The organism is Paraburkholderia unamae, from assembly GCF_003096875.1.
GTDB lineage: Bacteria > Pseudomonadota > Gammaproteobacteria > Burkholderiales > Burkholderiaceae > Paraburkholderia > Paraburkholderia unamae.
This window is the reverse complement of record NZ_QEOB01000033.1, coordinates 61,198-87,093: the sequence shown is the minus strand read 5'-3', so window position 1 is coordinate 87,093 and position 25,896 is coordinate 61,198. Positions and strand designations below refer to the sequence as shown.

Here is a 25,896-nt window from a genome sequence, read left to right as displayed (position 1 = left end):
GTGCGCATCTGCTTGTCGACTTCGATGAAGCCGCGATCCGTCACCGCCACACCGGCCTTGTCCGCGCCGATCTTCTTGCCGTTGGGCGAGCGGCCCACGGCGACCAGCACGAGGTCGTAGCGCTGCGCTTCGGCCGGCGCCTTCTCGCCTTCGAAGGTGACGTAGATGCCGTCGTCCTTCGCCTCGGCCTTCGTCGTTTTGGTCTTGAGCATGACATTCGCGAAGCGCTTCGCGTTGTATTTCTCCCAGACCTTCACGAGATCGCGGTCCGCGCCGGCCATCAGGCCGTCGAGCATTTCCACGACGTCGATCTGCGCGCCGAGCGTCGCATAGACGGTGGCCATTTCCAGACCGATGATGCCGCCGCCGATCACGAGCATCTTCTGCGGCAACTGGCGCAGCTCCAGCGCGCCGGTCGAATCGACCACGCGCGGATCTTCCGGCATGAACGGCAGCTTCACCGCCTGCGAGCCCGCCGCGATGATCGCCTGCTTGAACTTGACGATCTTCTTGCCGCCCTCGCCCGCCACTTCCATGTGATGCGAATCAAGGAACGAGCCCAGCCCCGTCACGACTTCGACCTTGCGCGCCTTCGCCATGCCGGCGAGACCGCCGGTGAGCTTCTTGACGACGCCGGACTTGAAGTCGCGCAGGCGGTCGAGATCGATCTGCGGCTTGCCGAACGTGATGCCGTGCGAGCCGAGCGCTTCGGCTTCATCGATCACGAGCGCCGTGTGCAGCAGCGCCTTCGACGGAATGCAGCCCACGTTCAGGCACACGCCGCCGAGCGTCGAATAACGCTCGACCAGCACGGTCTTCATGCCGAGGTCGGCGGCGCGGAACGCCGCCGAGTAGCCGCCGGGGCCCGCGCCGAGCACGAGCATGTCGCATTCGACGTCGGCGCTGCCGCCGAAGCTGCCGGCTTGCGGTGCCGGTGCTTTTGAGGCTTCGGCGGCCTTCGGTGCTTCGGCGGCCTTCGGTGCTTCGGCGGCCTTGGGCGCTTCGGCGGCCTTGGGCGCTTCGGCCTTCGGAGCCGCGGCCGGCGCCGCTGCGCCTTCCGATGCCTCGACCAGCGCGATCACCGTGCCCTGCGAAGCCTTGTCGCCCGGCTTGATCTTCACTTCCTTCACCGTGCCCGCGACGTCGCTGGGCACTTCCATCGTGGCCTTGTCCGACTCGAGCGAGAGCAGCGTCTGCTCTTTCTCGATGACGTCGCCCGCCTTGATGTTGACTTCGATGACGTCGATGTCCTTGAAGTCGCCGATATCCGGCACCTTGATCTCTATCACGCTTATGAAAACCCTTGTTGTGTTGCTCGCACATCTCTGTTCAAGCAGAAAGAAGCGTTATCGCCGCTTCGTGCAGAATCGCTCGCCCGCTTCATCAGAGCAGCATCCGGCGGTAATCGGCCAATAGCGAAACCAGATATGCGTTGAAACGGCCCGCTTCCGCGCCATCCAGGGCGCGGTGATCGAACGACAGGGAGAGGGGCAGGATCAGGCGCGGCATGAACTGCTGGCCGTCCCACACCGGCTTCATCGCGCTCTTCGACAGGCCGAGGATCGCTACTTCCGGCGCGTTGATGATCGGTGTGAAGTGAGTGCCGCCGATGCCGCCGAGCGACGAGATCGAAAAGCAGCCCCCCTGCATCTGATCGGGTTTGAGCTTGCTTTCCCGGGCAAGCTTCGACAGTTCGCCCATTTCCTTCGCGATGTCGACGAGACCCTTCTTGTCCGCATCGCGGATAACGGGCACGACGAGACCATTCGGCGTATCAGCGGCGAAACCAATGTGGTAGTACTGCTTGAACATGAGGTTGTCGGCCTGGAGGCTTGCATTGAGCGTCGGGAATTTCTTCAGCGCCACAACGACCGCTTTGATCACGAAGGCCAGCATCGTGAACTTCACACCCGCCTTTTCGTATTCCTTGTTCAACTGCGTACGCAGTGCCTCCAGTTCGGTGATATCCGCTTCGTCGTTGTTCGTGACGTGCGGGATCATCACCCAGTTGCGATGGAGGTTGGCGCCGGAGATCTTCTTGATGCGCGACAGCGGCTGCGAATCGACGGGACCAAATTTCGCGAAATCGACCTTCGGCCACGGCAATAGACCCAACTCCGCTCCGTTCGCCGAAACAGGCGGCGTCGAGACTGTGGGCGTGCCGGTCGATGTCGTCATCGCGTTCCTGACGAACGCGGTAACGTCTTCCAAAGTAACGCGCTGCTTCGGACCGGTGCTCTGCACGCGTGATATCTCGACGCCCAGTTCTCGCGCGAGCTTACGCACCGCTGGCGATGCATGGCTTTCGCAATGTGGCTCGCATTCGCGCGATGGGGCGCGATGCATTGGCGCGGGCGCGGATTTCAGTTCGTACGCTGGCACTGTCGTGGCATTCGCCTCCGGCCGAGTGAGATCGCGCACAGCGGCGGCGGCAGGCACAGGCACCGCCTCGTCGTGCCGCTCGCGCTCGCTTTCGATCAGCACGATCAGTGCGCCTTGCGACACCTTGTCGCCAACCGCGACCTTCAGTTCCTTGATCACGCCAGCGGTCGGGCTGGGCACATCCATCGTCGCTTTGTCCGATTCGAGCATGACGAGCGATTGCTCCTGCTCGACGCGTTGTCCTACTTCCACCAGAACTTCGATTACCGGAATATTCTTGTAATCGCCGATATCCGGCACCTCTATTCGTGTCACCCGCACATTCGTCTCCAACAACAAGCGTTTCAACAGGCGGCGCCGAGCTCTTCACATAGCCGGACGCGCTTCATTCGATCTGATTACCCACGATTAACCGATGAAAGCGCGAAACCTTCGAGCACCCAATTCGCGCGCCGCTCTCATGGAGCCCACAGGGCAATGGGTTCTAGACAAGCCAGGGGTCGATCAGCCCGCTTGCGCTTCGCCCATATCTGTCGATTGCCTGACGCACTATGCCCGAGTCCTGCTGCCCGCCGTCGACGAGTGCTTTCAACGCGGCGATCACGATCGACGCGCGATCCACTTCGAAGAACGCCCGCAACGCCGCACGTGTATCGCTGCGTCCGAAGCCGTCGGTGCCGAGCACAACATAGCGGGACGGCACGTACGCACGGATCAGTTCGGGCACGGCGCGCACATAGTCAGTCGCGGCGATCACCGGTCCACGCGACGCGCCCAGCGATTCCGTCACGTAAGGCTGCGCGGGTTCGCCACTCTCCAGCAGCCGCTGCGCGCGCTCCACGGACACGCCGTCGCGATGCAATTCTGTAAAGCTCGTCACACTCCATACGGCCGCGTCGATATCCCAGTCGTCTTTCAACATCTGGGCCGCTGCCTGGACTTCACCGAGAATCGCGCCCGAGCCCAGCAACTGCACCTGGGCGATCTCGACCCGCGCAGGCTCCAGCACGTACATCCCCTTGAGTACGCCACGCCGGACACGATCGACATCCGCTTCAGCTAACGGACGCTGCGCGTAGTTTTCGTTGGTGACCGTCATGTAGTAAAACACGTCGCGCTGACGCCGGATCATCTCCTGCATGCCTTCGTCGACGATCATCGCCACTTCGTACGCAAAGGCCGGATCGTACGCACGGCAGTTCGGTATCGTCGAGGCCGCAAGATGGCTCGTGCCGTCCTGATGCTGAAGGCCTTCACCACCTAGCGTCGTCTTGCCGGCCGTCGCGCCGATCAGGAAACCGCGTGCGCGCTGGTCCGCTGCGGCCCAGATCAAATCGCCGATACGCTGGAAACCGAACATCGAGTAATAGATATAAAACGGCAGCATCGTCAGATCGTGCACGCTGTAAGACGTCGCCGCGGCAATCCACGACGACACCGCACCCGCCTCAGAGATGCCTTCCTCCAGAATCTGGCCGCCCGTATCCTCACGGTAATAGAGCATCGAACCCATGTCTTCCGGCTCGTACAGTTGACCGAGCGGCGAATAGATACCGACTTGCCGGAACAGATTGGCCATGCCGAAGGTGCGCGCTTCGTCCGCGACGACGGGCACCACGCGCGGCCCCAGCGCGGCGTCCTTCAACAGGTTGCCGAGCATGCGCACGATCGCCATCGTGGTCGACATTTCCTTGTTGTTTGTGTCGAGCGCGAATTGCCCCCACGACGACATCGCGGGCACAGACGGCGTGTGCGATGCCGCTGCGCGCCTTCTCGGAAGGTAGCCGCCCAGCGCTGCCCGGCGCGCGTGCAGATACTGCATGACAGCACTGCTTTCCTCGGGTTTGTAGAACTTGAGTTGTTCGACATCGGCGTCGGAGAGTGGCAGGCGAAAGCGGTCGCGAAACCCCTTCAACTGGTCGATGTCGAGCTTTTTTTGCTGATGCGTTGTCATGCGCCCCTGGCCGATCGAGCCCATGCCGAAGCCCTTCATGGTCTTCGCGAGAATGACCGTGGGTTGGCCCTTGTGTTTCGATGCCTTTTCATAGGCAGCGTGCAATTTGCGCACATCGTGGCCGCCGCGCCGCAGGCAGTCGATATCGTCGTTGCTCAGATGCGCGGCGAGCGCGGCCAGTTCCGGGTTCTGACCGAAAAAGCGTTCGCGATTGTAGGCGCCGTCGTTGGCGGAAAAAGTCTGGAACTGGCCGTCCACAGTGTGCGCGAACGCGCGCACCAGCGCCCCCGTGCGATCACGTGCGAACAGGGCGTCCCAGTCCGAACCCCACAGCACTTTGATAACGTTCCAGCCCGCCCCCGCGAACTGCGCTTCGAGTTCGTCGATGATGCGGCCATTGCTGCGCACCGGTCCGTCGAGCCGTTGCAAATTGCAGTTGATCACGAACACGAGATTGTCGAGCCCCTCGCGCGCGGCCAGCGAAAGCGCGCCGATCGCCTCGGGTTCGTCCATTTCGCCATCGCCGAAATAGCCCCACACTTTGCGGCCTTCCGTGCGTTGCAGTCCGCGGTTCTGCAAATAACGCATGAAGCGCGCCTGGTAGATCGAGTTGATCGGCCCAATGCCCATCGAGCCGGTCGGGAACTGCCAGAAGCCCGGCATCAGCCATGGATGCGGATAGGAACACAAGCCCGTACCGGTGATTTCCTGTCGGTAATGTTCGAGATGCGTCTCGTTGAGAAAGCCTTCAAGGTAAGCCCGCGCGTAAACGCCTGGCGCCGAATGAGGCTGAAAATAGACGAGATCTCCACCGTGTGCATCGTTCGGACCACGGAAGAAATGATTGAAGCCTACTTCGAACAGGTCGGCCGCCGACGCATAGCTGGCAATATGGCCGCCCAGTTCACCGTAGGCGCGATTGGCCCGCACTACCATGGCCAGCGCATTCCAGCGCAGCGCAGCGGCAAGCTTTTCTTCGATATCGAGGTCGCCCGGATACGGAGGCTGCCGATCGACGGCAATCGTATTCGCGTAGGGCGTGATATTCAGGCGCGCCGTTGCGATACCGTTGGACGAAGCGTGGGCCACGAGCCGATCGAACAAGTACTGAGCCCGCTCAGCACCCGCATGCCGGACCACGCCATCCAGCGCATCGAGCCATTCAGCGGTTTCCAGTGGGTCGTCGTCGACTTTCGTCTGACTCAGGGAAAGGATCGAGGGTGTCCCCGTCGATAAGTCGGTCATCTTGCAACTCCGTAAGAGCAATGCGAATTCAGTGGCGAGTGCGCAAAGATTACGGGGGATGCAGCAGAATGTGTGGTCGTAGTTAGGGCTGACGAAGCGGTGCCGCCTGCAATCCCTTCGGCGAAATGCCTGATTTACAGCATTTCTCTTTTTTCCGGGCGGCCTGGCGTGGGCGAGGCGAAGTGATGGACAGGAAGCGCGTTTCGGCGCTGAGATGATCAACAGGTATCAGGAATGGCTCGACGACATGATTGCAGCCGCTCGCGCCGTGCTTTCATCGACGCGCTGAGGCGCGCGCGATTTCACACGTCGGTCGCCGCGTCCGCCAGGCCATCCGCTGGCTCATCCACCTCAGTCGAATCCGTCGACACGGGCACGGCCTTCGACTGCGTGCGCGCCAGCGCGGCGAAGTAACGACCTGGCGAATGCCCGAGCGCTTTCTTGAACATGGTGATGAAAGCGGTTACCGACTCATAGCCGAGTTCGTCCGACACACGTTGCACGGAAGCGCCGCCGGCAAGCTCACGCACCGCAACGAGCAGTTGCAACTGCTGCCGCCAGCGGCCAAACGTCAGTCCCGTTTCACTGACGACGAGTCTTGCCAGCGAACGCTCGCTCATTGCAAGACGTTTGGCCCATTGTGCGATGGTGCTGCGATCGCCGGGATTGGCATTCAATGCGTCCGCCATCTGCCGGATGCGCGGATGATCTGTAACCGGCAGATAGAGGCGCTCGACCGGCATCAACGTCAGCTCATGCAATAGCACGCGCGCAAGCCGGTCGGTATGGCCGCTTTGCTCATAGTCCAGCGGCGCTCCCGCGAGATGCAGGATCATTTCCCGCACCATGGGCGAAACGGACAGCGTGCAGCAATCCATCGGTAAGTCGACGATGCCAGGCTCTACAAACAGATAGCAAAGCTGGGCATTCGGCGTGGCATGGTTACTGTGCGGCATCTCGCCGGGAATCCAGACTCCGCACTGCGGCGGGACGATCCAGAAGGCGTCCGCGACCTGACAGGTTACGGCGCCGTGCAATGCCAACACCAGTTGCCCCTTTCGATGCTTGTGAATGGGGATTTCCGCAGCATGCTCGTCCAGGTGCATGCGCAGCGCTACCGCCGGCCGATCGATCGCGTCGGGATCCGCAAAATCAGGAAGGCTAACGTAACGTTCCATATCTGGCATTTTTTAGCGACAGGTTGATATTGTAGCGATATTCATGCGGAGAAAGAGTCGGCAGAGTAGATGGTAATCAGCCGCGAGCTCGTCCGTTTTCCCGGCACATTGGCGGGCTCGGCGGCGACCGTATTGCTCGCTCCGGCCGTAGTCAATGAACCCCTGTTCCTCAGTGCCGCGCTCGCCATCTGCATCGGCTTCTGTCTCTACATCGCACGTCTTGACCGCACGCCTCGGGCCTACGCATTTCAGCTCGTCGGTCACACGGCGAGCCTGATCGGCGTTCCGTACGTGATGAATCCCGGCGCAATCTCGACCGTTGCCAGCATCTCAGAGCAAGTGCGCGGTTCATGAGTCAGACGAAAGCCACGATGGCATCGTGGCGGATCGACGTGGGGGGCACCGCGAAGTTCAGCGAGCCACCGACCGCGAATTACGCTTCGATTGACCGCTCTCACCGCACAAACTGCCGAGCGGAGCGCCACATCGGCAACACAAGAATAAAAAATGCTGCCTGAACTGCGGCAATATTTCTCCGTGCAATCAAATGACTTCATGGTTCAGACGAGCCGTATTTCATTGAGTTCCATGAAATATGGAATGACGAAATAATAAATCAGGCGAGACAGATCAGCTTCTTCAGAGAATATCAGAACGGGAAACAATGCCGCGTCACCGCACATGTCGCTCGCTCCGGTACGACAAGGTCCTCGGCGGTTGAATATGCATCACCGTTCTATTCGCAGAATAAATTAACCTCAGCAATTAGGTAGGTTTTGGCCACTTCAATTTTTGCTTCATCAAACCCACTACATTTTACCTTAACTTACAACCGACTGCGCCTCACTTTTAAAACAATAAAACAAAATTAAATACCCTGTCTAAACCATTCCTTTGAACGCGAGGAGAACAATATGAAAATACGACAAATCAACGTCCACGATCTGATCGACAGTCGCAGAATCGGCAGGAGGCAGTATTTCATCGTCGCCTTCTGTGCGCTGCTCATGCTGTTCGATGGCTTCGACACCCAGGTCATCAGCTTCATCGTGCCCGTTCTCGCGAAGGAATGGCAACTGCCCAAGGCGGTATTCGGCGCGATTTTTTCTGCGGTTTTCTTCGGATTGCTGATCGGCAACTTCGGTATTCCGTTCGCGACCCAGCGCTTCGGCACAAAGAAGATTGCTTTCATGGCAACCGCTGCTTTCGGTCTGTTCACCGTCCTGACCGTCTTTGCCACTAGCGTGCCGCAACTGATCGCCTTAAGGTTCCTCACGGGCATCGGCCTGGGAGCGGCCACGCCTTGCGCGGTCGGCCTCGTTTCGGAATTCAGCCCGAAGAGAACCCGCGCGACTTTCGTCATTCTCGTCTACATGGGGTATGCGCTGGGTTTTATCTTCGCGGGAATTTGCAGTAGCGCTTTGATTCCGCGGTTTGGCTGGCAAGGTCCAATGTGGTTGGGCGGGCTCGCGGCACTGGGCTTGACGGTCTTGCTTATCCCGCTGCTGCCGGAATCCGTGGCCTATCTGTCGAGAAATGCGGATCAGGCTGAACTGCTTCACGCAACCAGGCGCCTCTTTCCCGATTTCACGCTGCAATCGGACACCGAACTGGTCACTCACGAAGAGAAGGCTGTGGATGCAAGCGTGCTCGGATTGTTCTCCGCGCAATTCCGCCTGGGGACGTTCCTGCTGTGGGCGGTGTTCGCCATCAACCTGGCCACTTTCTATTTTCTGCAAAGCTGGCTGCCGACCGTTCTCGCGTCCATCTCATTTCCACCCGCGCTCGTGGTTTGGGCGACCATTACCGTGATCATCGGCGGCATGGTGGCCAGTCTTCTGATGGGCCCGATCATGGACCGCACGAGTCCTTACAGAATCTTGTCCGCGGTCTACGTCGGCGGCGCTGTCTCGATGTATGCAATCTCGATAGCAATCGGCTCATCGCATCTGGCTTTACTCACGACGATCTTCTTTTGCGGCTTTTGCATTAGCGGGGGACAAACCTGCGCCATCGCGTTGTGCACGCTCTTTTATAGCCCGGAATTGCGCGCCCCGGGCGTCGCATGGGCGTATGGATTCGGTCGGCTAGGCGCTGCGGGCGGCACTTACCTCGCGGGCGTCCTGTACGCGAACAACTGGACCGCCGACGCGATGTTTCGCGTGGCCGCTGCACCAATACTCGTTGCAGCGGCTTGCGTGGCCCTGATGGGTGCTTGCTATGGCCTGACGAAGAAAGACCTGAAGAAGTCCTTTTCATCCTGACCTTTCATCACGCACTGAATCGATGGACGTTGAGTGGACTGTTCTTTTGTATTGCCTTTGAAATGTGGATCTCTCATGAAAACGAAAAAAATAGAAATCATTGTCGGCTCGCTCGTGGGGCTCGCCAGTTCCGTCGCGCATAGCGAAAATAGCGTCACGCTCTATGGCGAGATCGACAACGGTATTCATTACCAGACCAACGTGGGTGGCGGCAAAGCCGTCTACATGGACTCGCTGGACGGTATCGACGGCAGTCGCTGGGGACTGACGGGCAAGGAAGATCTGGGAGGCGGTTTCAAGGCCATTTTTACTCTCGAGTCTGGAATCAACGTGAATAATGGACAACTTGCCCAGGGCGGCACGGCGTTTGGCCGGCAAGCTTTCGTCGGACTGAGCAGTGACACCTACGGCGCTCTCACCTTCGGCCGTCAATACGACATGGTGTGGTATTTCCCCGAGTTTCTTACCGGTTCCGCAGCGGTTGGGGACCTGCCGAGCGGGCATCCGGGAGATTTCGACAATACCAGTAACAGCGTGCGATTCAACAACTCAGTACGCTACATGAGCCCGGATTTCCATGGCTTCTCGTTTGGCCTTGCATATAGCTTTGGCGGCGTACCCGGCGACTTCACTTCGACGTCTGGCTATTCAATTGGAGCCGGTTACACACACGGACCGCTTCAGGTCGGTGCGGCGTTCGATTACTTCAAACACCCGACGGCGACACCAGGTAACGGTTGGTTCACCAACTATGCAAGCGGCTTCAATCTGCTGGCCTCATCACTGAACTCGGCCTATCAGGTCGCACAAGCCTACCAGGACGCCGTCATCGCGGCGACCTACACGATCGGCAACGCGGCAGTCAGCGCCTCGTACTCGAATACTCAATACGCTAATCTGGGCGCGGCGTTCCTGAACGGTACGGCCATCTTCAACAACTACGACATCGGTTTGAACTACCGTTTCACACCGGCGTTTTCCGTCGGCGTCGCGTATGACTATACGAATGCGCGGAGCGTCACGACGGCACAAGGCAAATCCGTCGGCAATCAGCACTACAATCAGGTGGCGTTCATCCTGGACTATCTGCTGTCGAAGCGTACCGACGTATACTTCTCAGGCGGCTGGCAACGTGCTTCCGGCACATCGTCGACGGGCGCGCTGGCGGTCGCCGACATTGGCGGGTCCGGAGATTCGTCGAATAATCACCAGATGGTCTATCGGCTCGCTATTCGACATAAATTCTAGGGATTGTCGCTCGCCAACGCTTTGACATAAGGATGCGGCGGTATTTCATTACCGGCATGCCGACGCCACTGTGGTTTCTCAAGGTTGCTGGTTCGACGCCTGATAGTATGGTGTCGCCCCAGCGCCTGCATCATAGGCATCCTGATTCCGGCGAGTCTGTGACATATCGGGCGGGTAGGCCCGCTGCCTGCCCGAGTTTTTCGGAATCCAGCCGTCGCGTTCTGCCTGAACGAGTTCAGCCCGTACCTCGGCACGCGTCTTCCCACTCGTGAGCACCGCCGCGGAGCAGTTCGTGTCGACTACACCCGCGCTTGCGGCCAACGGGAAGAAGATCACGAAGCAGAGTACCGCTGCAATTATCGTTCGCATGAAAAACTCCTTCCTGGTATAGCTGTGGTTCCGCATTCAGACGAAACCATACATGGTGAACAACATGACGTACGGGATTTCCTGGCCCGCCGAATTGCAGACAATAATGTCCAACTTCTGAATGGCGGACATGGACACTATCGCCTTTGCGACTTGCGAAAAGATAAGTTTCAAGATGATTGACTCCCCTGACCTTAAGGTTGACCTCTCGGCGATCTGTTATTGACGCTGACTGGCGCGTGACGGTTACATCATTGATTTGTGCCGCACGGCGGCCATCTACAGTGCAGAACTCTTGTTCACTGCCGGCTCGAAGCACGAGAACCGCAAACTCCGGTGCTTTGAAGCGTCTTCATGATTGGTACTTTATCCAGATTCGGTTGGTCTGAATTTGTGGAAAATGACAACTTATCTGCAAAAACTGCCAGAGCTTTTTCGGCGCACGGCGTGCGGTCTACAGTCCAATCGGCGTCGTTATGCGCGGCCGCTCATCAAGGAGGCATTGACGCGGTATAAGATAACTATTATTATCAAAAGACATCGATTTAAAGCCAAAACTACATCCAACGAAAATAAGGCCCACGCTTCAACCTGCCCGCACGCCCGGGGAATCATCCAGAATCCTCGATGCCGACGAACTCGCCATGCAACGCGTGTGGTAGTGCGCCTCACCGTGCGTCCCGCCGTTGAGCGCTATCTGCCCGGTGCGCGGCGACCGAAAATCGGCGCGCAACCGTTCGGGGATATCCGTCACCGACTGATTGCCATCACGCGCGCGGTGCACCGCATCTACCGCGAGGAATCCGAACGCCTGACCCTCCTGGCGATCGTCTAGCGTGGCTGCGCGCTCTCATCGCTCACAACGGAAGACGCCATCGCGTTCGAGCCTTACAACGAAGAGCAACCCCATAGCGCTGAAATTCCGCTCGCCTCGCGAGTTCCAGCGGTCGATGGATTTAGCTAACCTGGTGTGAAGCTCTGTCCGGAATTACAGTAGCAACTCCACTCTCGTACCTTCGTTCGAAAGGCGGCCCCATACGCTTGAGTGCGTCGTTCAGCCAAAGACGAATCGGGCGCAAAGGGTGGCTCGCAGGCACGAAGTCATCCAGCGGCGTCGTTGTGCACATCCCCTCGCGCCGTCCGCTCAGCCCATTGTTGCCCCGCCCGCGGCGATGCTGGATCGTAATCCGCAGCTTCGGCAAACTAGTGCCGGGCGGATCGAAACCTTCTTTCGCCGCATATCCTGCGCTCACCGAGCGCTCGCGCCTTGATTGTCACGGAAGCGCCCTCCCCCGTTGCGCCATGGGAAAGCATCCTCATTCCGCACGAAGTTGACGATTCATCCAGGTCTTCCGCGTGCCGAAGCAGCTATGCGCCCTCGAGGCCGATAACGACCGGCGGCAATCAACGCCTGGCTCGAACGCCACGAAGCGGCAGAGACCCGGCGTGCCTAGCGCCGGGAAGCGAAACGGTTGCTGCTGTGGGCGATAGTTGAGCGCGGCAAGGCACGGTCCTCACTGACGAGCGAGGATGCCACAGCGTACCGCGCCTTTCTGCGACGTCCGGCTCCGCGAGTCCGTTGGGTCGGGCCGGCGCGACCGCGATCATCCGCTGGGTGGCGGCCGTTCACGGGCGCGATGTCACCGGATACCATCGGCCATGCGCTGTCCGTGCTTCGCGCCATGTTCCGGTGAATGATTGAGCAGCGCTACGTGCTGGCGAATTCGTTCGCTAGTCTCACGGTCAAGGGGGGCGCAGCGGGCTGACGACCTGGACGTCTCGCGCGCCTTCACGACCGGCGAATGGGAGCTGCTCCGCACGAACGCCGATGGCATCGAGTGGTCGCATGGCCGGGCGACGTCGGCTGCGCAGCGCCTGCACATTCTGCTCGACTTCGGTTACGCGACGGGTCTGCGTGTGGCCGATCTGGTCGGCATCACACTCGGCGGCATTCAGGCCGGCGCGCATGGCGAGCGCTGGCTGCATCTCACCGGCAAGGGCGCGAAAGGCGGCTAGGTCGTGCTGCCGCCGCTCGCGCGCTTTGCGATGGACCAGTACCTGGTTCAACGTGCCCTCCCGGTAAGCCCGTCTAGCCCCGTCCGATGGGGCGCGTACATGCCGCTGCTCGGCGACCTCGATGCGCCAAGCGCCATCACCACATCGCTCCTGAGGGAAATCCTGCGCTGGTTCTTCCATACGGCGGCCGACGTGATTGAGGCCAACCACCCGGCGCCCGCCCGCAAGCTGCGTCGCGCGACACCACACTGGATACGTCACACGCATGCAACGGATGCGCTCGAGCGCACACCGTGGCAACGGCCAAAGGCACAAGCATGCCTGGCGGCAATCCGTTCAGCCTGCGAAAACCGCGCAGCAAACCCGCCGTCAAGCCAGCCGCGAGTTCACGCAGACGGCAGGCAAACCCGCGGGGGAGCCGAGGCGAACGCCAACCCTCAGCGGTGAAGAAGCGTCGTACAGCGAACCGAAGACCGCGGACCGGCGCCGATACCGCGACGCCCTGTACATCATCACCAGCGATAGCCCACACCCGCGAAAATGACATCGGTATCGCGATTGTAGCGCGTCACGACGCGGTTCCATTCGAGCCGCCCGTCCCAATGATCAGCGAATCGATATGACCCGGCGATGGTGACGAGACCCGAAAATTTACCTGCTCCCGGGCCCGGCGATTCGCTGTTCTCGTTTTCATTGATGGCGTAATACGCACCGGCGCCGACGGCCAGTGTCACCTTGTCGTTGAGGAATGCGCGCGTCGCCCACAACTGGCTGGTGACGCCGTTCCGGCGCGCCGTTTTACTGCTGCCTTCGTGAAGGTAGCCCACGGTGATGTCCATGTATTTCATCAGGCCGCGCCGGTATTCGATTGCGCCGCCCAAAGCTGAGGGCGAAGTTGTCGAATTCACGATGGTCTTGCCCAGATAGACCGCGACCTCGTTGTTCGTCACTTTCGACGTCGACCCTGCGGCCCAGTCGCGCGGACCGGGCGAACCGGGGGCATCGAGCTGATAGCCGATGCCCAGCATCACGCTCGTCGCATCCGGACCACGCTGCACGTGGACTCGATTGAGCTGCAGTTGGGTAACCCACCGGCTGGAGGCGTAGTATGCAGCACGCACGCTATAGACCACACCCCAGCCGTGCACATCCGAGTAACTGCCGCCCTGATCGGCGGTGGTCGTATCGAAGTAACGGTATGGCCCAACCCCTGCCTGGAGCACGAACTGGGGACTCCCCACCGGAATGCGGGCCCAGAGCTGCACCATCTGCCCGTCACGGTGATGGTCCGGGATGTGGCCTTCGTTGAGCCATGTGAAGCTCGCTGCGAAGTATTTGCCCAGTCCTTCCTGATAATTGAATGCCCATGTATAAGTGTTCGTACTGTCGGCTCTCGATCCTCCGCCGAACAGTGAGAACTCCTGAGCGCTGGCCCATGTGCTATGAAGCAGCAATAGGGTCGCCGAGCATCTCAGCCACGAAGCCGCACCGCTCATAATGGCCACGCCGCCACGCTTGATGCCTCGATTCGCTGCGCGTACGCAAAAACACGCATCCGTTCGGATGCGGGGAGCGCGCGACGCCTCGTCACGGAACGCCCACATGTTCCGGCGCCCATCACCGTGTCGTATTCGGAACGCCGGGCTCTTTTGAAGCGCACACAGGGGTCATCGCCGGGCAAGCTGCTTGCAGTTGTCAAAGTGCGCCATAGTCTACGCAGCGTGGCTCTGCCAGACGTCTCACGGTCTTTTCTAGAACGTCGTAGTGCGTATGCAGCGGCAAGGCCGTGTCAAAAAGCGAATGAAAGCGCTTGTGGTACACGAGACGCTCACACTGCGTAGCAATGCGAGCGAGCACGCCGCTGCAGTCTACAGCTCCGTTTGCAGCGCAAGAAAGTCACTCGTTGGCCGCTATCCGCTACAACCTTTCCCAGTTAATAAATGTACCTGCCTGTACGGCCTGGTTCGTGTGTAGTGGTCAACACATCCCGGACACTGCGTTAAGTTTTTCTTCCGCAACGGCGGGCACCAGTCCGTCATTGAACTGATGCGGCCGTATCTAGTTGTACCGGTGCATCAGGTAGTGGCTGATGTCCCGATGTGCTTCTTGCGCCGACATGTACCCCACTGACGGCAGCCATTCCGTCTTGAAGCTGCGGAACAGCCTTTCCATCGGGGAGTTGTCCCAGCAATTTCCACGACGGCTCATGCTCTGCTGTATCCGATAGCGCCACAGGCGCTGACGGAATTTCCGGCTTGCATACTGGCCGCCTTGATCCGAGTGAAACAGCAAGCCTTGCGGTCGACCACGCTGCTCATAGGCCATCTCCAACGCCTGCACGACCAGATCGGCATCCGGGCGTGTCGGGAACGCCCAGCCGACGACCCGACGCGTGAACAGATCTAGTACCACGGCCAGATAATGCCAACGGCCCTGCGCCCAAACATACGTGATGTCACCACACCAGACCTGATTCGGTGTACCAACCTCGAATTCACGATTGAGTTGGTTCGGGATATCGATCCGCTCGACCGTGGCCTGCTTGTAGGCATGGCGACCCGGCTGCTTGCAGATCAGCCCGAGTTCTTCCATCAAGCGGCTGACCTTGAAGCGGCCAATCACCGTACCTTCCTCGCGCATCATGCCCATGATGCTGCGGCTGCCGGCAGAGCTTCGGCTTTCGATGAACAGTTCGTGTACCCGGCTACGCAGTGCCATGCGTCCGGCATCAACGCGCTGGACACGCTCCCGGTACGCATACAGGCAGGACCGGGATACGCCGAATACCACGCAGATCAGTTCGACCGACTCGCTTGCGCCAATCTGATCAATTACTTCGTACGTTCGATGCCTTCCGACATCAAGAGCGCGGTAGCCTTTTTTAAAATGGCCTTCTCACGCTCGAGGCGTTCGATACGCGCTTCGAGCTCCTGAATACGCTGTTGATCCGGTGTGATCGCCTTGCCCTGCGGCGTGACGCCTTGGCGTTCCATCTGAAGTTGCTGCACCCAACGACGCAGCACCGTCTCGCCGACGCCGACTGAGCGGCTCGCCTCCATATGGCTATAACCCTGGTCGAGTATCAGACAGGCGGCTTGCTGTTTGAATTCCGGGGAAAACGTACGACGTTGCTTGGTCATCAGACACCTCTTCATGGCGAGCATTCTCGCCTAAATCAGTGTCCGGGTTCATTAGAACACTACATCCACCCCGGTTGTTTGTTCACTGGCGTGTCGTCGGGGCATCGGTTGGATAACGGGAGTCGAATGAGTCGAGAGATTCACGTTCGGTTCTGCGAGAGACTCGGGTGCAACTCCCCGAGTCTACTCACCTCGCAATGGTCGTGTCGGGAAGCCAACGGCGCACAGAACCCTAGTTCACTCCTCCCTTGACGCGACGCTCAACATCCCCCTCTCACAGTCCCGCGAACGCCGGTAGCGCCCGCCATTGCGGTGACCAGATGGCAAGCGCACCCGCTACCGCACGCGCCCGGTCGTGGCCATTGAAACGACTGGAGCTGCCCGCATCGTCACTCACGTAGCGCCGCCACGCACGTAACCTTGGGGTTAGCCCACCCTAGAACGGGCTCGCCAGTGGCCAGCGAATTTTCCCGGTTGATTCAGCGCAATCGTTTTCCGGGCAATGGTCTCCTGCTAGCCGAAAACCGGAAACGCAGTCTTCTCCCTGTTTTATATAAAGAAAAATAACCATCTCGAATATTTATCTTTAGTAAGCTTTACAATTATCTTTCCTGGTATATAGGAATATTCCCAAATAACTGCCGAAGCATTTCCCATCGCCAATTAATCAACTAGATTGACACCATGTTCTGCAAAAACAGGGCATGAAGCAAAAAAGCCAAAATCGACCAGAACAGAAGATTGCCATGACGATCGAAACGTAAAGTATACAGATCTGTCTTTCTTGCACTGCGTTGACGAGTGCCGCTGTGATTGCATAGCACGTATCAGAGCCCGCAGAAGTTTGGGGACTACTTCTATGGTTTCAAAGTCGATGCCAGTTCGGAGTGCAGGAGAAAAGCTCGCCTCCGGTGACGAGATAACGGACACGGCTGGGACTCCAGGATGCACCACGTGGACAGCAGGCGATGCTCACGCAAAGGCGCTGCGAAGAATGGAGATAACACCACTCATCGTTTTCGCAATCGACACCCGGTCTAACGGTAAACGCTGGTCAGTTGTTCCGTGCAATCAAGTATTGAGATCATGAAAGAGACATCGCCAATACCAACCATCAATGCTGCGGCCATTCACTCCGATTCTGGTCGAACACGAGAGCAACTTGCGGCACAGATAAATAACGCCGCGCTTAGTACGGGGCTGTTCTATGTCACGGGGCTAGACCTCAATGTATCGGCCGTTCGTGAGCAAGCCGCACGATTTCACGCAATGCCCCTAGACTACAAGGAAAGCTATCGCATCGGCGCGGACATGCGACACGCCGGCTATGTTCCTTTTACAGAAAAGGGACTCTACGGCGATGAGGGGAAGCGCAGGCGCTACGAGTCATTCGACCTCTCCCTCGAAACAGTCTCAGATGACGTTGGCAGCAATATATTCAATGGCCCGCTACGCTGGCCGGATCTGCCGGGGTTCCGAAACGTCGTCTACCGCTTCTTTTGCGACATGATCGACGTCAGCCGGGAATTTTCCACCATCATCGAGATCTCGCTCGATATGGAGCCAGGGGCAATCGTTTCGAAGATGAGCCATCCAGCCTCGCAACTACGGCTGCTTCATTATATTGAAAACAACGATGCGCTTGATCTCAAAGACACCAATATGGGTGCACATACCGATTACGAATGCTTCACGATCCTGTATCAGGATAGTCCAGGCCTTCAGGCTCAACTCCGGAATGGGGCGTGGATCGATGTGCCGCCAGTCGACGGCGCACTGGTCGTGAATATCGGCGACATGCTCGAATGCCTGACTAACGGATACTGGAAATCAAACGCGCACCGGGTTATCAATACCGGCAAGGAACGCTACTCGATCCCCTTCTTCTCATCGCTGGATTACAACTCGAAGATTGCACCCATGGAACGCTTCATTCTCGCGAGTGATGGTCTGCGCGAGTACAAGGAAATCGTTGCAGGCGAACACTTGCTGGAGCAGGTCACCCGCGATTTTTCGTATCTTCGCAAGTTGCATGTATCTGGCCAGTTCGAACTTCGAAACGGCATGCCTTCGGAAAATCCGTTTCAATATACCGTCAAGGAACTGGATTAAACATGATCGTCGAAACACGGGCGATCATCTCGGTGATTGTTGCCGGATTCATCCTGAGTTGCTCCCCTGGCCCGTCAATGCTTTACATCCTTTCGAGAACGGCCGCGCAGGGACGTAAGGCGGGCGTCGTATCAGCACTCGGACTCGCCACCGGTGGCTTTTTCCATGTACTACTGGCCACGATCGGTATTTCCGCGGTCATTATCGCTAATCCTGTTATCTTCAGGATTATTAAACTCGCTGGAGCGCTGTATCTGGTCTATCTCGGTGTGCAGGCGGCACGCGACTTGTTCCGCCGCGCCAGAACCGCGGAAAACGCAGCCGCGAAGCCAAAAGACGCCGCCTTGTCGAGCATCTACTTTCAGGCTGCGGTCACCGAGATCACGAACCCGAAGACCGTGGTGTTCTTTCTGTCGTTCATTCCACAGTTCATCAACCCACACGGCATTCACGTTCCCATGCAATCGTTTATTCTCGGTTCGATGATTCCGTTGACTGCCGTGCCTTCGGATCTCATCATCGCGCTCGGCGGTGGATTCATATTGAAGAAGCTGTTTGACGGAAAAATATCCGGCGTGGTCGTTCAGGCGCTATCTTCACTGGTATTGATTGGCCTGGGCATGCGTGTCGCAATCATTTGACGTGCCGCCAGTTTTGACGTGGGGCTCTCGCCCATTCGATCGTAGCAAGCCGCGCAAGTATCGCGCGCCTGATCCGGTCGAACGCGGGGGCACCTGATTCACCCGTCATCCTGTTCCGCACCCACCGGCACTATCTCTTCTCATATGAATAAAACCTGCGCCAAGCCAACACGCCGCGGCATCGATCTTCGCTGGAAGATTCTCGCGGTCGGATTCTTCGCAAATGCTAGTTTCTATACAGTCTTTGCGGGCCTTCCCGTCACGGCTGTTTCCATGCGGATCGGCTATCACCTGACCGATGCCGACGTCGGTTTGGTGTTCGGTCTTTTCGGCGGCGGGCTGGCGATCAGCGAGTTGCCCTGGGGCATGCTTTCCGATCGCTGGGGAGAGCGGACTTCGCTGCTGCTCGGCCTGACCGCCTTGTTCGTCACCCTTTGCGTCATGTCGGCCTGCGTTGCACCGTCATCGGGCTTTGTTCCGCCTACGTTGCATCTCTGGCTTGCCGCGCTAAGCCTGGGAATTTTTGGTGGCAGCGTAAATGGCGCTAGCGGTCGCGCAATCATGTCGTCGTTCGACGAAAGCGAGCGCGGGTTCGCCATGAGTATCAGGCAGGCGGCTTTACCTGTAGGTGGCGGAATCGGCGCCTTGCTGTTGCCTCCGATTGCCGCGTCGATGGGATTTTCCACGGTATACATGCTCCTTGCGCTACTTACCGGTATTGCCGCCCTTCTCGCATGGGCTTACGTGCGCCCCACGCAGCGCGAGCATGATTCGCCCCCCGCCTCAACACCCGTCGCTGCGCAACAGGAGACCTCATTGCGCGCGCACACCAGGAAGCAGGCCTCGTCGATTTGGGCGAACGTGCGCGTCTGGCGAATCTCCCTGGCCATCGGCGTTCTATGCGCGGCACAATGCTCGATCCTGACCTTTGCCGCGCTGTTTCTCCACGATATCGGCCAATTCAGCATGATCGTGACCAGCCTTGCGGTCGTTGGCATTCAGGCCTGCAGCACGGCACTGCGCATTTACATCGGCCGGGCGACGGACCGCCGGAAAAATCGTGGGCAATTCCTGCGCAACGCCTGCCTCCTCTGCTTCAGCGCGTTTCTGTCACTTGCGCTGTTCGTGGCGTGTGACGCAGGCTCCCATGGCACTCATTTTCTGCGAGTAGCCATGCTGGTCGCGTTCGTGTTTACGGGAATCTGCGTGTCCGCCTGGCATGGCGTTGCTTACGTGGAGTTGGCAACAGCCGCTGGCGCGCAACGCGTTGCCACGGCATTAGGACTTGGAAATACCTGCGCCTTCGTTGGAATGTTCGTTTGCACGGTCGCTGTCCCCGCGCTGATAGTGACATCCGGATGGCCTGTGGTCTGGTTGGCCGCTAGTGCCTGCGCTATCGTCGCCGTGCTTTCATTTCCAGACACGTTCCATCGCAATCACGCAGCGGCTCCGTCGTCGCCATGTGCACCCGTCACTTCGAATACTTCGATGCCGCACGATACCTCCTTTCCATCGGAAGTTTCACGTCAAGACAGTATCGACCTTGTATCAGAAATGAAAACTGTTCGAGAATAGCAAATCTTTCATGGACATACTTTCGAGAGAATCAGAGTTTATGCCTAGCTCTCCTGGCGGACTTATGCCGGCGGCTCCGCTCAAGATCGAAAATCTCAACGGAAATTCACCAATTTCCGACGCACCCAACAACGATTTTTACGCGGCGTTCGAGGACGCGGTCAAGATCATGGAGCCGGGGAGCTTCTCACCAGAAGTCGAGTTATTCCTTGCGGACGAGAAGATCTGTCTGACCAAGCTCTTCCATGTAGAGCAATATGACTGCATCATCGAGGTGGGCTGCCATTCGGGTCGCAATGCGGGCTGGCTGTCCAGTCTATGTCACCGTTACATCGGGATCGACATAAATGAATCGGCTATCCGGTCAGCGAAGAATGCTCACGCTTCAAACGCGCGGATAGAATTCGTTTGCGGTCCGGTCGAGCATGTCATTTCTTCCATTCTTGATGAGAATCTGTGCAAGCGACGCATCGTCGTTCTGTTTCCGTTTAATCTTTTCGGAAATTTCGTGAATGTTGACGAGCTGATTAGCTCGTTCAGTTTGACTGGCGCAGATCTTGCGATGTCAAATTTCAACACTAGATCAGCCACGACGCTCGGGCGCTACAACTACTATTCGAATTGCTTCCCTCGATCCCAGATTCGCGTATACGACGCCGAACAGGGCGTACTCTTCAAGGCCGGAAATCATTTCAGATCTATTGCCTATGACGCGAATTATCTAAGAAAATTGATACGTGACAGGTCGAACTATCACGGCGTCGTCATGCCGTTCTCTACGCATGGAGATCTTTTCCTTCTCACGTGTTGAGGGGAAAGTTTTATTACGCTGCCGATACAGACCAAAATTCAACAGGTGAAAATTGAACAATCTTCTGGATCCCGTAAAACGCCAGTTCGACGCCTACAACGCACGTAATCTCGAACATTTTCTTCTGAATTTTAGCGAGGATTTCCGTGGTTATCGCGCGCATGAGCCGCAACCCACCATTGTGGGGAAAGCGACGCTCGCTGAATTCTATCGGACCCACCGCTTCAGCATTCCCGAACTGCATGCTGAATTGATCAGCCGAACGGTAATGGGAAACAAGGTCTTCGACTTCGAAAAAATCAGCGGCCTGTCCGAGAAACCCATCGAAATGGCCGCAGTCTTTGAAGTACGCGGTGGTTTGATTGTCGCCAGCTGGGCGTTTCCGGCCGAATAGTAGTTAGTAGTGCGGGCAGTTGCCTTCCAGCAGCAGCGTCACAAGCACGTCATGACCCTAGCCCCACTCAGTGCGGGTGTTGTCAGGACATCGCATCCGATCGCGTAGCCGGCGACCGGATGCGCCTCAGAACACGCCCTACCCAGTCAGCAACAAACAAAACCAGCCATGTTCAAACGCAGGATCCTCAGAAATTCCCGCGCAGACCTCCTTTGTGTCTGCGTCATCCCGTTCCAGATATCGTTCTACGTGATTCTTGCGTTCGAGTTTTACCGGCTCTCCTGGCCGATCCTTCTGTTGCTCATTCCGATACTCAATGCGCTCTCGCTGCAAAATTCGGGTGCCAATCACAATCATTATCACACTCCGTTCTTTCATGCGCGCTGGTTGAATGCGTTGGTACGGATGGGCTTCTCCACGACGGGCGCGCCAAAGACACCCTATAACATTGGTCACGGACTTCATCATGCTGCCGATGAATCCTGGAATGACCGCTCGATTCTCGAGATGCTGGGCCTGAAAAGAAAGCTCCACACGCAATTTTTGTCACTCGTGCTTTTCTTCCCTGAATCGTTCGGCATCAAATACGTGATCTTCCTGGTTCTCCTCAAAAGATGGGATCCGGCACGCCTTGCCGTTCTGGTTTCCCCGAAAGAGCCTGAACTCGCGGAGCGCGTACTTACAAGACTGCGCCAACCCAACGTGCTTGCAGCTGCAAAGCTTGATCTGGCGGCGTGGCTCACGTTTCGCCTCGTGCTGCTGGCCATCGACTGGCGATTTTTCGTATTTTATTTCATCCCCGTCACCTATCTTAACGACACGTTGCGACAGGCGGAGAACTTCTTCCAGCACTGGGGAGCCAGCGACCCAAATGACAGGGCGCGCGACGCCGTCAGCTGCTATGGAAGGCTCTATAACTTCCTTACCTTCAATCTTGGCTATCACCAGGAGCATCATTTCCGGCCGGGCGCACACTGGCGGGAGCTTCCCAGGATCGCCAGCCAACTTCCGACGGATCGTCGGATCGTTGCGTTCTCGCACTATACGAACGTGCCACTCCTCTTTCCTGGTGTTGCAGTCCAGTTGCAGGAAAGACGTTCCTCAACGCCGCCTTCATCTCCAGCAATGGACGAAACCTATTCCCGGGATCATTGAACGATGCAATCGACGTCACTGGCGCACGCCACCCTGCTCCATCTTCTCCGGAATCTCGCCGCACCTCATTCGGATTTCGCGAACTGCACCGCGTTCACATACCTGAGCGACGGGGAGTCCATTAGCAGCGAAGTGACGTACGCGCAACTCGACGATGCCGCGCGCCGTCTTGCAGCACGGATTCAAGAGCATACGAACAAGGGCGACCGCGTCTTACTGGTATTTCCGTCGTGCTTCGAATACGTCGTGGCCTTTTACGCTTGCGTCTACGCAGGCGTGATAGCGGTACCGACGGTTTCCGCGGCTAACACACGTACACTGGATCGCCTTCGGTCGATGGTGGATGATGCCAGGCCGGCTCTGGCATTGACACTGGACGCGGTCCTCCAGTCCCCGGACCGGTCAGCGGCAACAACAGGAGCTCACGACTTCCTGCGAGACCTCAAGTGGCTCGCGACGGACGCGCCGCACACCGGGTCAATAGCCGAGTGGAACGAACCCGCGCTGACGCCTGATGACGTCGTCTTCCTGCAGTACACGTCGGGGTCAACAGGCACGCCCAAGGGCGTCGAGGTCACACATGCTGCACTGCTAGCGAACGCGCGATTGTGCCGCGACGTCTACGGACTGAAAGAGGGGGACGTTTTCGTCTCGTGGGTACCCCCTTATCACGACTTCGGCTTGATCGGCGCGATTGTGGTGCCAGTCTTCGTGCGTGGACACAGCGTCCAGTTTCCGCCCGCGAGCTTCCTGCGGCGCCCATATCGCTGGCTGAAACTCATCTCCGACTTTCGTGCCCGTATCACAGGCGCGCCGAATTTTGCCTACCAGCTTTGTGCAAAACGCGTGTCCCAGGAAGAAAAGCAAACGCTGGATCTGGGTTGCCTCGAACTGGCCATCAACGGCGCCGAGCGCGTGCGCGCCGAGACAGTTCGCAGCTTCCAGGAAGCGTTCGGGAGTGCCGGACTGCGCTCGCATGTCATGACGCCGGCATACGGGATGGCCGAATCCGTACTGCTTGTTACCGCCAATATGAACAAGCACATGGACTTACCGCCTGCGATCCGCACGCTGGACAGAACCGCACTCGAACGTGGCGTCGTCAACGATGCTCCTGCCGGCAGCGAAGCGCTCGAGGCCGTACTGACCGGCAGCGCTCGCACATTTGACCATCGTGTGGCGATCGTTGATCCGGCGACGATGACCCGATTGCCCGAGAACCGGGTCGGCGAGATCTGGGTCCAAGGGCCGTCTGTCGCCCGAGGATATTGGGGCAAATATCAGGAAAGCGAAGCGACATTTTCGGCCAGATTGACGCAGGAAAGCGGCACGTGGTTGCGCAGCGGTGACCTCGGATTCGTCGATTCCCAGGGACTTTACGTCACTGGGCGCATGAAGGAGGTCATGAATTTTGGCGGCCGTAAGCTATACCCGCAGGACGTCGAGCTGACGATCGAAAGACTGGACGAGGCGTTTCGTCCAAACGGTTGTGCCACGTTCTCACTCGAGGACGGTCCGGCTACACAACTCGTTGTCATTCAGGAAGTCGAGTCGCATAAGCAGCCGACCACGAACGAGCTGATTCCCAGATTGCGTTCAGCGCTCGCGGAGCGGCATGAGATTTTCGATGTGGCCGCGGTTCTGCTTGTTCGGCCTGGCACTGTGCCGCGCACCTCCAGCGGAAAAATCCAGCGTCTTCGCTGCAGCGAGCTGTTCCGGCAGCAGTCGATAAAGAGCATCTGGTCATGGTCGCTTGCGCAGGAGGCAAGCCAACAGGACGTCCACACGCAGGATGAACCCTCGACGTCAACCGCGCGTACATTGCTGTCGATCTGGCAGGAAGCATTCCACAACAACAACATCACTGTCAGCGACAACTTTTTCCATCTAGGCGGACACTCGCTTCAGGCGGCGCAGATGATCGCACGCATACAAGCGCAGTTCTGCGTCGATCTTCCTCTGCATATCATTTTCCGCGCCCCCACACCCGTCGCGCTTGCAAGGGAGATCGATACGGCGAAAGCGGGGTCGCCTTCCTTGCCCCCCATCGAGGCGTCTCACCTCACGCCTCAACACATGCCATTGTCGTTCGCGCAGCAACGTTTCTGGTTCCTCAATCAGTATCAGCCAGGAAATGCGTTCTACAACGTACCGTGTGTGCTGGAGATCGACGGGGCAGTCGATACCGCAAAGCTGGAGATGGCGTTGAATGCACTTGCGGCACGGCATCAACCGTTGCGCACGCAGTTCCGCATGTTCGCAGGCGAGCCCGAGCAGGTCATCCTCGACAAGGTTGAAGTCCCCCTTTTACTTGTCGATCTTTTGGGTCAGGACGATGCCGTAGTGGCATCCCGCATCGAGGAAGAAGCACGCCGCGAGGTCCAACGCCCTTTCGACCTCTCACTCGCTCCGCTCCTGCGAGCCACGCTGATACGCCGGTCGCCCACAGCCCATGTCCTGCTGCTCACGGCACATCACATCGTTTGCGATGGCTGGTCCATTGCGGTGATGCTGCGCGATCTCAGTGCGCTCTACGGTGCGTCAGGTAACGCCGGCGCCGCACCGGTCGCCCCGCTTCGCGTTCAGTTTTCCGACGTCGTTTCGTGGGAGCGGCGTCATTTCGACGGCGCATGGCTCGGCATGCGCACCTCCTTTTGGACGCGATACCTTGACGGCGCCCCGCAGCTGCTCGAACTGGCAACTGACCGGGCCCGCACGCCAACGCCACGCCAGCATGGCGCGGCTGTCACCGATCATCTGCCGCGAACACTTGCCGGAGCGCTTACCGAGCTGGGAAGCGCTCATCACGCGACGTTGTTCATGACCATGGTTGCCGCGATGAATGCCTTGTTGTTTCGCTTGACGGGGCAGCATGATTTCTGCACAGGGATCATGTCGGCAAACCGTCCTCAAGGAACCGAAGCGTTGGTGGGCAACTTCATCAACGTGATGCCATTGCGCAGCCGGATTGATGGGGCGATGCCCTATGCTGAACTGCTACGCAGCAACGCAAACGACCTGTTTCTGACGTACGAACACCAGATTCCGTTCGAGCATCTGATGCGCAGCGTCCTGCCGGACGATTCAGGCAGACGTCAGGCACATCGTTCGCATTACACGCCATACCTGCAGCTCGTGCTCAATTTCCACAATGAGCTCGACATCGATCAAGCCGACTTGAACTGGGCAGGCGAATCAGGCTTGAAGGTTGCCGGCCGCCATCCGGCGGACGTCCGCCACGCAGCCTTCGAGATCAAGGTGGAGATTCAGCGGGTGGGCGACGGCTTACGTCTCGTTTTCGAGTACGACACCGAACTTTTCGACCGGGAGGCCGTCGAGCAACTGGCACGCCACTACCGCGTCATCCTCGAAGCCGTCGCGGCCGAACCGCAACGCAGGATCGGCGATCTGC

General features: G+C 58.3%; 19 protein-coding genes and 2 pseudogenes. 13 read left to right on the top strand and 8 right to left on the bottom strand.

Going from position 1 to position 25,896, the window contains the following annotated elements:
• The 4 genes from C7402_RS40935 to C7402_RS40920 all read right to left on the bottom strand — a co-directional run.
• On the bottom strand, positions 1-1,295 hold a 1,295-nt coding region (locus tag C7402_RS40935), incomplete at its 3' end, for a dihydrolipoyl dehydrogenase family protein (RefSeq protein WP_116614616.1).
• Between the two features lie 88 nt (positions 1,296-1,383).
• Positions 1,384-2,730, bottom strand: a complete 1,347-nt coding sequence (gene aceF / locus C7402_RS40930) for a dihydrolipoyllysine-residue acetyltransferase (RefSeq protein WP_244315057.1) — start codon at positions 2,728-2,730, stop codon at positions 1,384-1,386.
• A gap of 136 nt (positions 2,731-2,866) precedes the next feature.
• Entirely contained in the window at positions 2,867-5,581 is a 2,715-nt protein-coding gene (gene mdeB, locus C7402_RS40925) for an alpha-ketoglutarate dehydrogenase (RefSeq protein ID WP_116614608.1), read from the bottom strand.
• 302 nt (positions 5,582-5,883) lie between these two features.
• On the bottom strand, positions 5,884-6,768 hold the full coding sequence (locus C7402_RS40920) for an AraC family transcriptional regulator (RefSeq protein ID WP_208949082.1): 885 nt from the start codon (positions 6,766-6,768) through the stop codon (positions 5,884-5,886).
• A gap of 60 nt (positions 6,769-6,828) precedes the next feature.
• On the opposite strand from C7402_RS40920, the gene C7402_RS40915 reads away from it, so the two are divergent.
• The 3 genes from C7402_RS40915 (at position 6,829) to C7402_RS40900 (ending at position 10,271) form a co-directional block, all read left to right on the top strand.
• Positions 6,829-7,113 carry an FUSC family protein gene (locus C7402_RS40915; RefSeq protein WP_116614606.1) on the top strand — a complete coding sequence of 95 codons (285 nt, stop codon included), beginning with the start codon at positions 6,829-6,831 and terminating at the stop codon, positions 7,111-7,113.
• Positions 7,114-7,673: 560 nt separating this feature from the next.
• A complete protein-coding gene (locus C7402_RS40905) occupies positions 7,674-9,023 on the top strand; it encodes an MFS transporter (RefSeq protein WP_116614605.1) in 1,350 nt (449 codons plus the stop codon).
• A 75-nt stretch (positions 9,024-9,098) separates the two neighbouring features.
• Complete coding sequence (locus C7402_RS40900; RefSeq protein ID WP_116614604.1) at positions 9,099-10,271, top strand: porin; 1,173 nt, start codon at positions 9,099-9,101, stop codon at positions 10,269-10,271.
• 78 nt (positions 10,272-10,349) lie between these two features.
• Here the strand turns inward: C7402_RS40900 and C7402_RS40895 are convergent, their stop codons facing one another.
• The gene (locus C7402_RS40895; protein ID WP_116614603.1) at positions 10,350-10,640 is read right to left on the bottom strand and encodes a DUF4148 domain-containing protein; all 291 of its coding nucleotides are present in this window, start codon (positions 10,638-10,640) and stop codon (positions 10,350-10,352) included.
• 400 nt (positions 10,641-11,040) lie between these two features.
• On the opposite strand from C7402_RS40895, the gene C7402_RS48385 reads away from it, so the two are divergent.
• On the top strand, positions 11,041-11,475 hold the full coding sequence (locus C7402_RS48385; RefSeq protein ID WP_244315058.1) for a hypothetical protein: 435 nt from the start codon (positions 11,041-11,043) through the stop codon (positions 11,473-11,475).
• A 142-nt stretch (positions 11,476-11,617) separates the two neighbouring features.
• Here C7402_RS48385 and C7402_RS40885 read toward each other — a convergent pair.
• Positions 11,618-11,767: pseudogene (locus C7402_RS40885) on the bottom strand (IS5/IS1182 family transposase); the annotation flags it as partial.
• A gap of 571 nt (positions 11,768-12,338) precedes the next feature.
• On the opposite strand from C7402_RS40885, the gene C7402_RS48105 reads away from it, so the two are divergent.
• A complete protein-coding gene (locus C7402_RS48105; RefSeq protein WP_279635605.1) occupies positions 12,339-12,656 on the top strand; it encodes a site-specific integrase in 318 nt (105 codons plus the stop codon).
• A gap of 3 nt (positions 12,657-12,659) precedes the next feature.
• Positions 12,660-13,103, top strand: coding sequence for a site-specific integrase (locus tag C7402_RS48100; protein WP_279635604.1), 444 nt, complete (start codon positions 12,660-12,662; stop codon positions 13,101-13,103).
• A gap of 65 nt (positions 13,104-13,168) precedes the next feature.
• Here C7402_RS48100 and C7402_RS40875 read toward each other — a convergent pair whose 3' ends face one another.
• Entirely contained in the window at positions 13,169-14,152 is a 984-nt protein-coding gene (locus C7402_RS40875; protein WP_116614602.1) for a hypothetical protein, read from the bottom strand.
• Positions 14,153-14,633: 481 nt separating this feature from the next.
• Positions 14,634-15,796: pseudogene (locus tag C7402_RS40870) on the bottom strand (IS3 family transposase).
• A gap of 1,086 nt (positions 15,797-16,882) precedes the next feature.
• Between C7402_RS40870 and C7402_RS40865 the strand changes: the two are divergent.
• The 7 genes from C7402_RS40865 to C7402_RS47240 form a co-directional block, all read left to right on the top strand.
• A complete protein-coding gene (locus tag C7402_RS40865; RefSeq protein ID WP_116614601.1) occupies positions 16,883-17,908 on the top strand; it encodes an isopenicillin N synthase family dioxygenase in 1,026 nt (341 codons plus the stop codon).
• A 2-nt stretch (positions 17,909-17,910) separates the two neighbouring features.
• Positions 17,911-18,549, top strand: coding sequence for a LysE family translocator (locus C7402_RS40860; protein ID WP_116614600.1), 639 nt, complete (start codon positions 17,911-17,913; stop codon positions 18,547-18,549).
• 144 nt (positions 18,550-18,693) lie between these two features.
• Complete coding sequence (locus C7402_RS40855) at positions 18,694-20,124, top strand: MFS transporter (RefSeq protein WP_116614599.1); 1,431 nt, start codon at positions 18,694-18,696, stop codon at positions 20,122-20,124.
• Positions 20,125-20,134: 10 nt separating this feature from the next.
• Positions 20,135-20,935, top strand: coding sequence for a class I SAM-dependent methyltransferase (locus C7402_RS40850; RefSeq protein ID WP_116614598.1), 801 nt, complete (start codon positions 20,135-20,137; stop codon positions 20,933-20,935).
• Between the two features lie 52 nt (positions 20,936-20,987).
• A complete protein-coding gene (locus tag C7402_RS40845; protein WP_116614597.1) occupies positions 20,988-21,329 on the top strand; it encodes a nuclear transport factor 2 family protein in 342 nt (113 codons plus the stop codon).
• A gap of 168 nt (positions 21,330-21,497) precedes the next feature.
• Complete coding sequence (locus tag C7402_RS40840; protein ID WP_116614596.1) at positions 21,498-22,484, top strand: fatty acid desaturase; 987 nt, start codon at positions 21,498-21,500, stop codon at positions 22,482-22,484.
• 3 nt (positions 22,485-22,487) lie between these two features.
• A partial coding sequence (locus C7402_RS47240; RefSeq protein WP_165842108.1) for a condensation domain-containing protein occupies positions 22,488-25,896 on the top strand: 3,409 nt, incomplete at its 3' end.

Coding starts and splice junctions, on each gene's coding strand:
- mdeB (WP_116614608.1), bottom strand. CDS start 5,581: ATGACCGACTTATCGACGGGGACACCCTCGATCCTTTCCCTGAGTCAG.
- C7402_RS40920 (WP_208949082.1), bottom strand. CDS start 6,768: ATGCCAGATATGGAACGTTACGTTAGCCTTCCTGATTTTGCGGATCCC.
- C7402_RS40915 (WP_116614606.1), top strand. CDS start 6,829: ATGGTAATCAGCCGCGAGCTCGTCCGTTTTCCCGGCACATTGGCGGGC.
- C7402_RS40905 (WP_116614605.1), top strand. CDS start 7,674: ATGAAAATACGACAAATCAACGTCCACGATCTGATCGACAGTCGCAGA.
- C7402_RS40900 (WP_116614604.1), top strand. CDS start 9,099: ATGAAAACGAAAAAAATAGAAATCATTGTCGGCTCGCTCGTGGGGCTC.
- C7402_RS40895 (WP_116614603.1), bottom strand. CDS start 10,640: ATGCGAACGATAATTGCAGCGGTACTCTGCTTCGTGATCTTCTTCCCG.
- C7402_RS48385 (WP_244315058.1), top strand. CDS start 11,041: ATGACAACTTATCTGCAAAAACTGCCAGAGCTTTTTCGGCGCACGGCG.
- C7402_RS40875 (WP_116614602.1), bottom strand. CDS start 14,152: ATGAGCGGTGCGGCTTCGTGGCTGAGATGCTCGGCGACCCTATTGCTG.
- C7402_RS40865 (WP_116614601.1), top strand. CDS start 16,883: ATGAAAGAGACATCGCCAATACCAACCATCAATGCTGCGGCCATTCAC.
- C7402_RS40860 (WP_116614600.1), top strand. CDS start 17,911: ATGATCGTCGAAACACGGGCGATCATCTCGGTGATTGTTGCCGGATTC.
- C7402_RS40855 (WP_116614599.1), top strand. CDS start 18,694: ATGAATAAAACCTGCGCCAAGCCAACACGCCGCGGCATCGATCTTCGC.
- C7402_RS40850 (WP_116614598.1), top strand. CDS start 20,135: ATGGACATACTTTCGAGAGAATCAGAGTTTATGCCTAGCTCTCCTGGC.
- C7402_RS40840 (WP_116614596.1), top strand. CDS start 21,498: ATGTTCAAACGCAGGATCCTCAGAAATTCCCGCGCAGACCTCCTTTGT.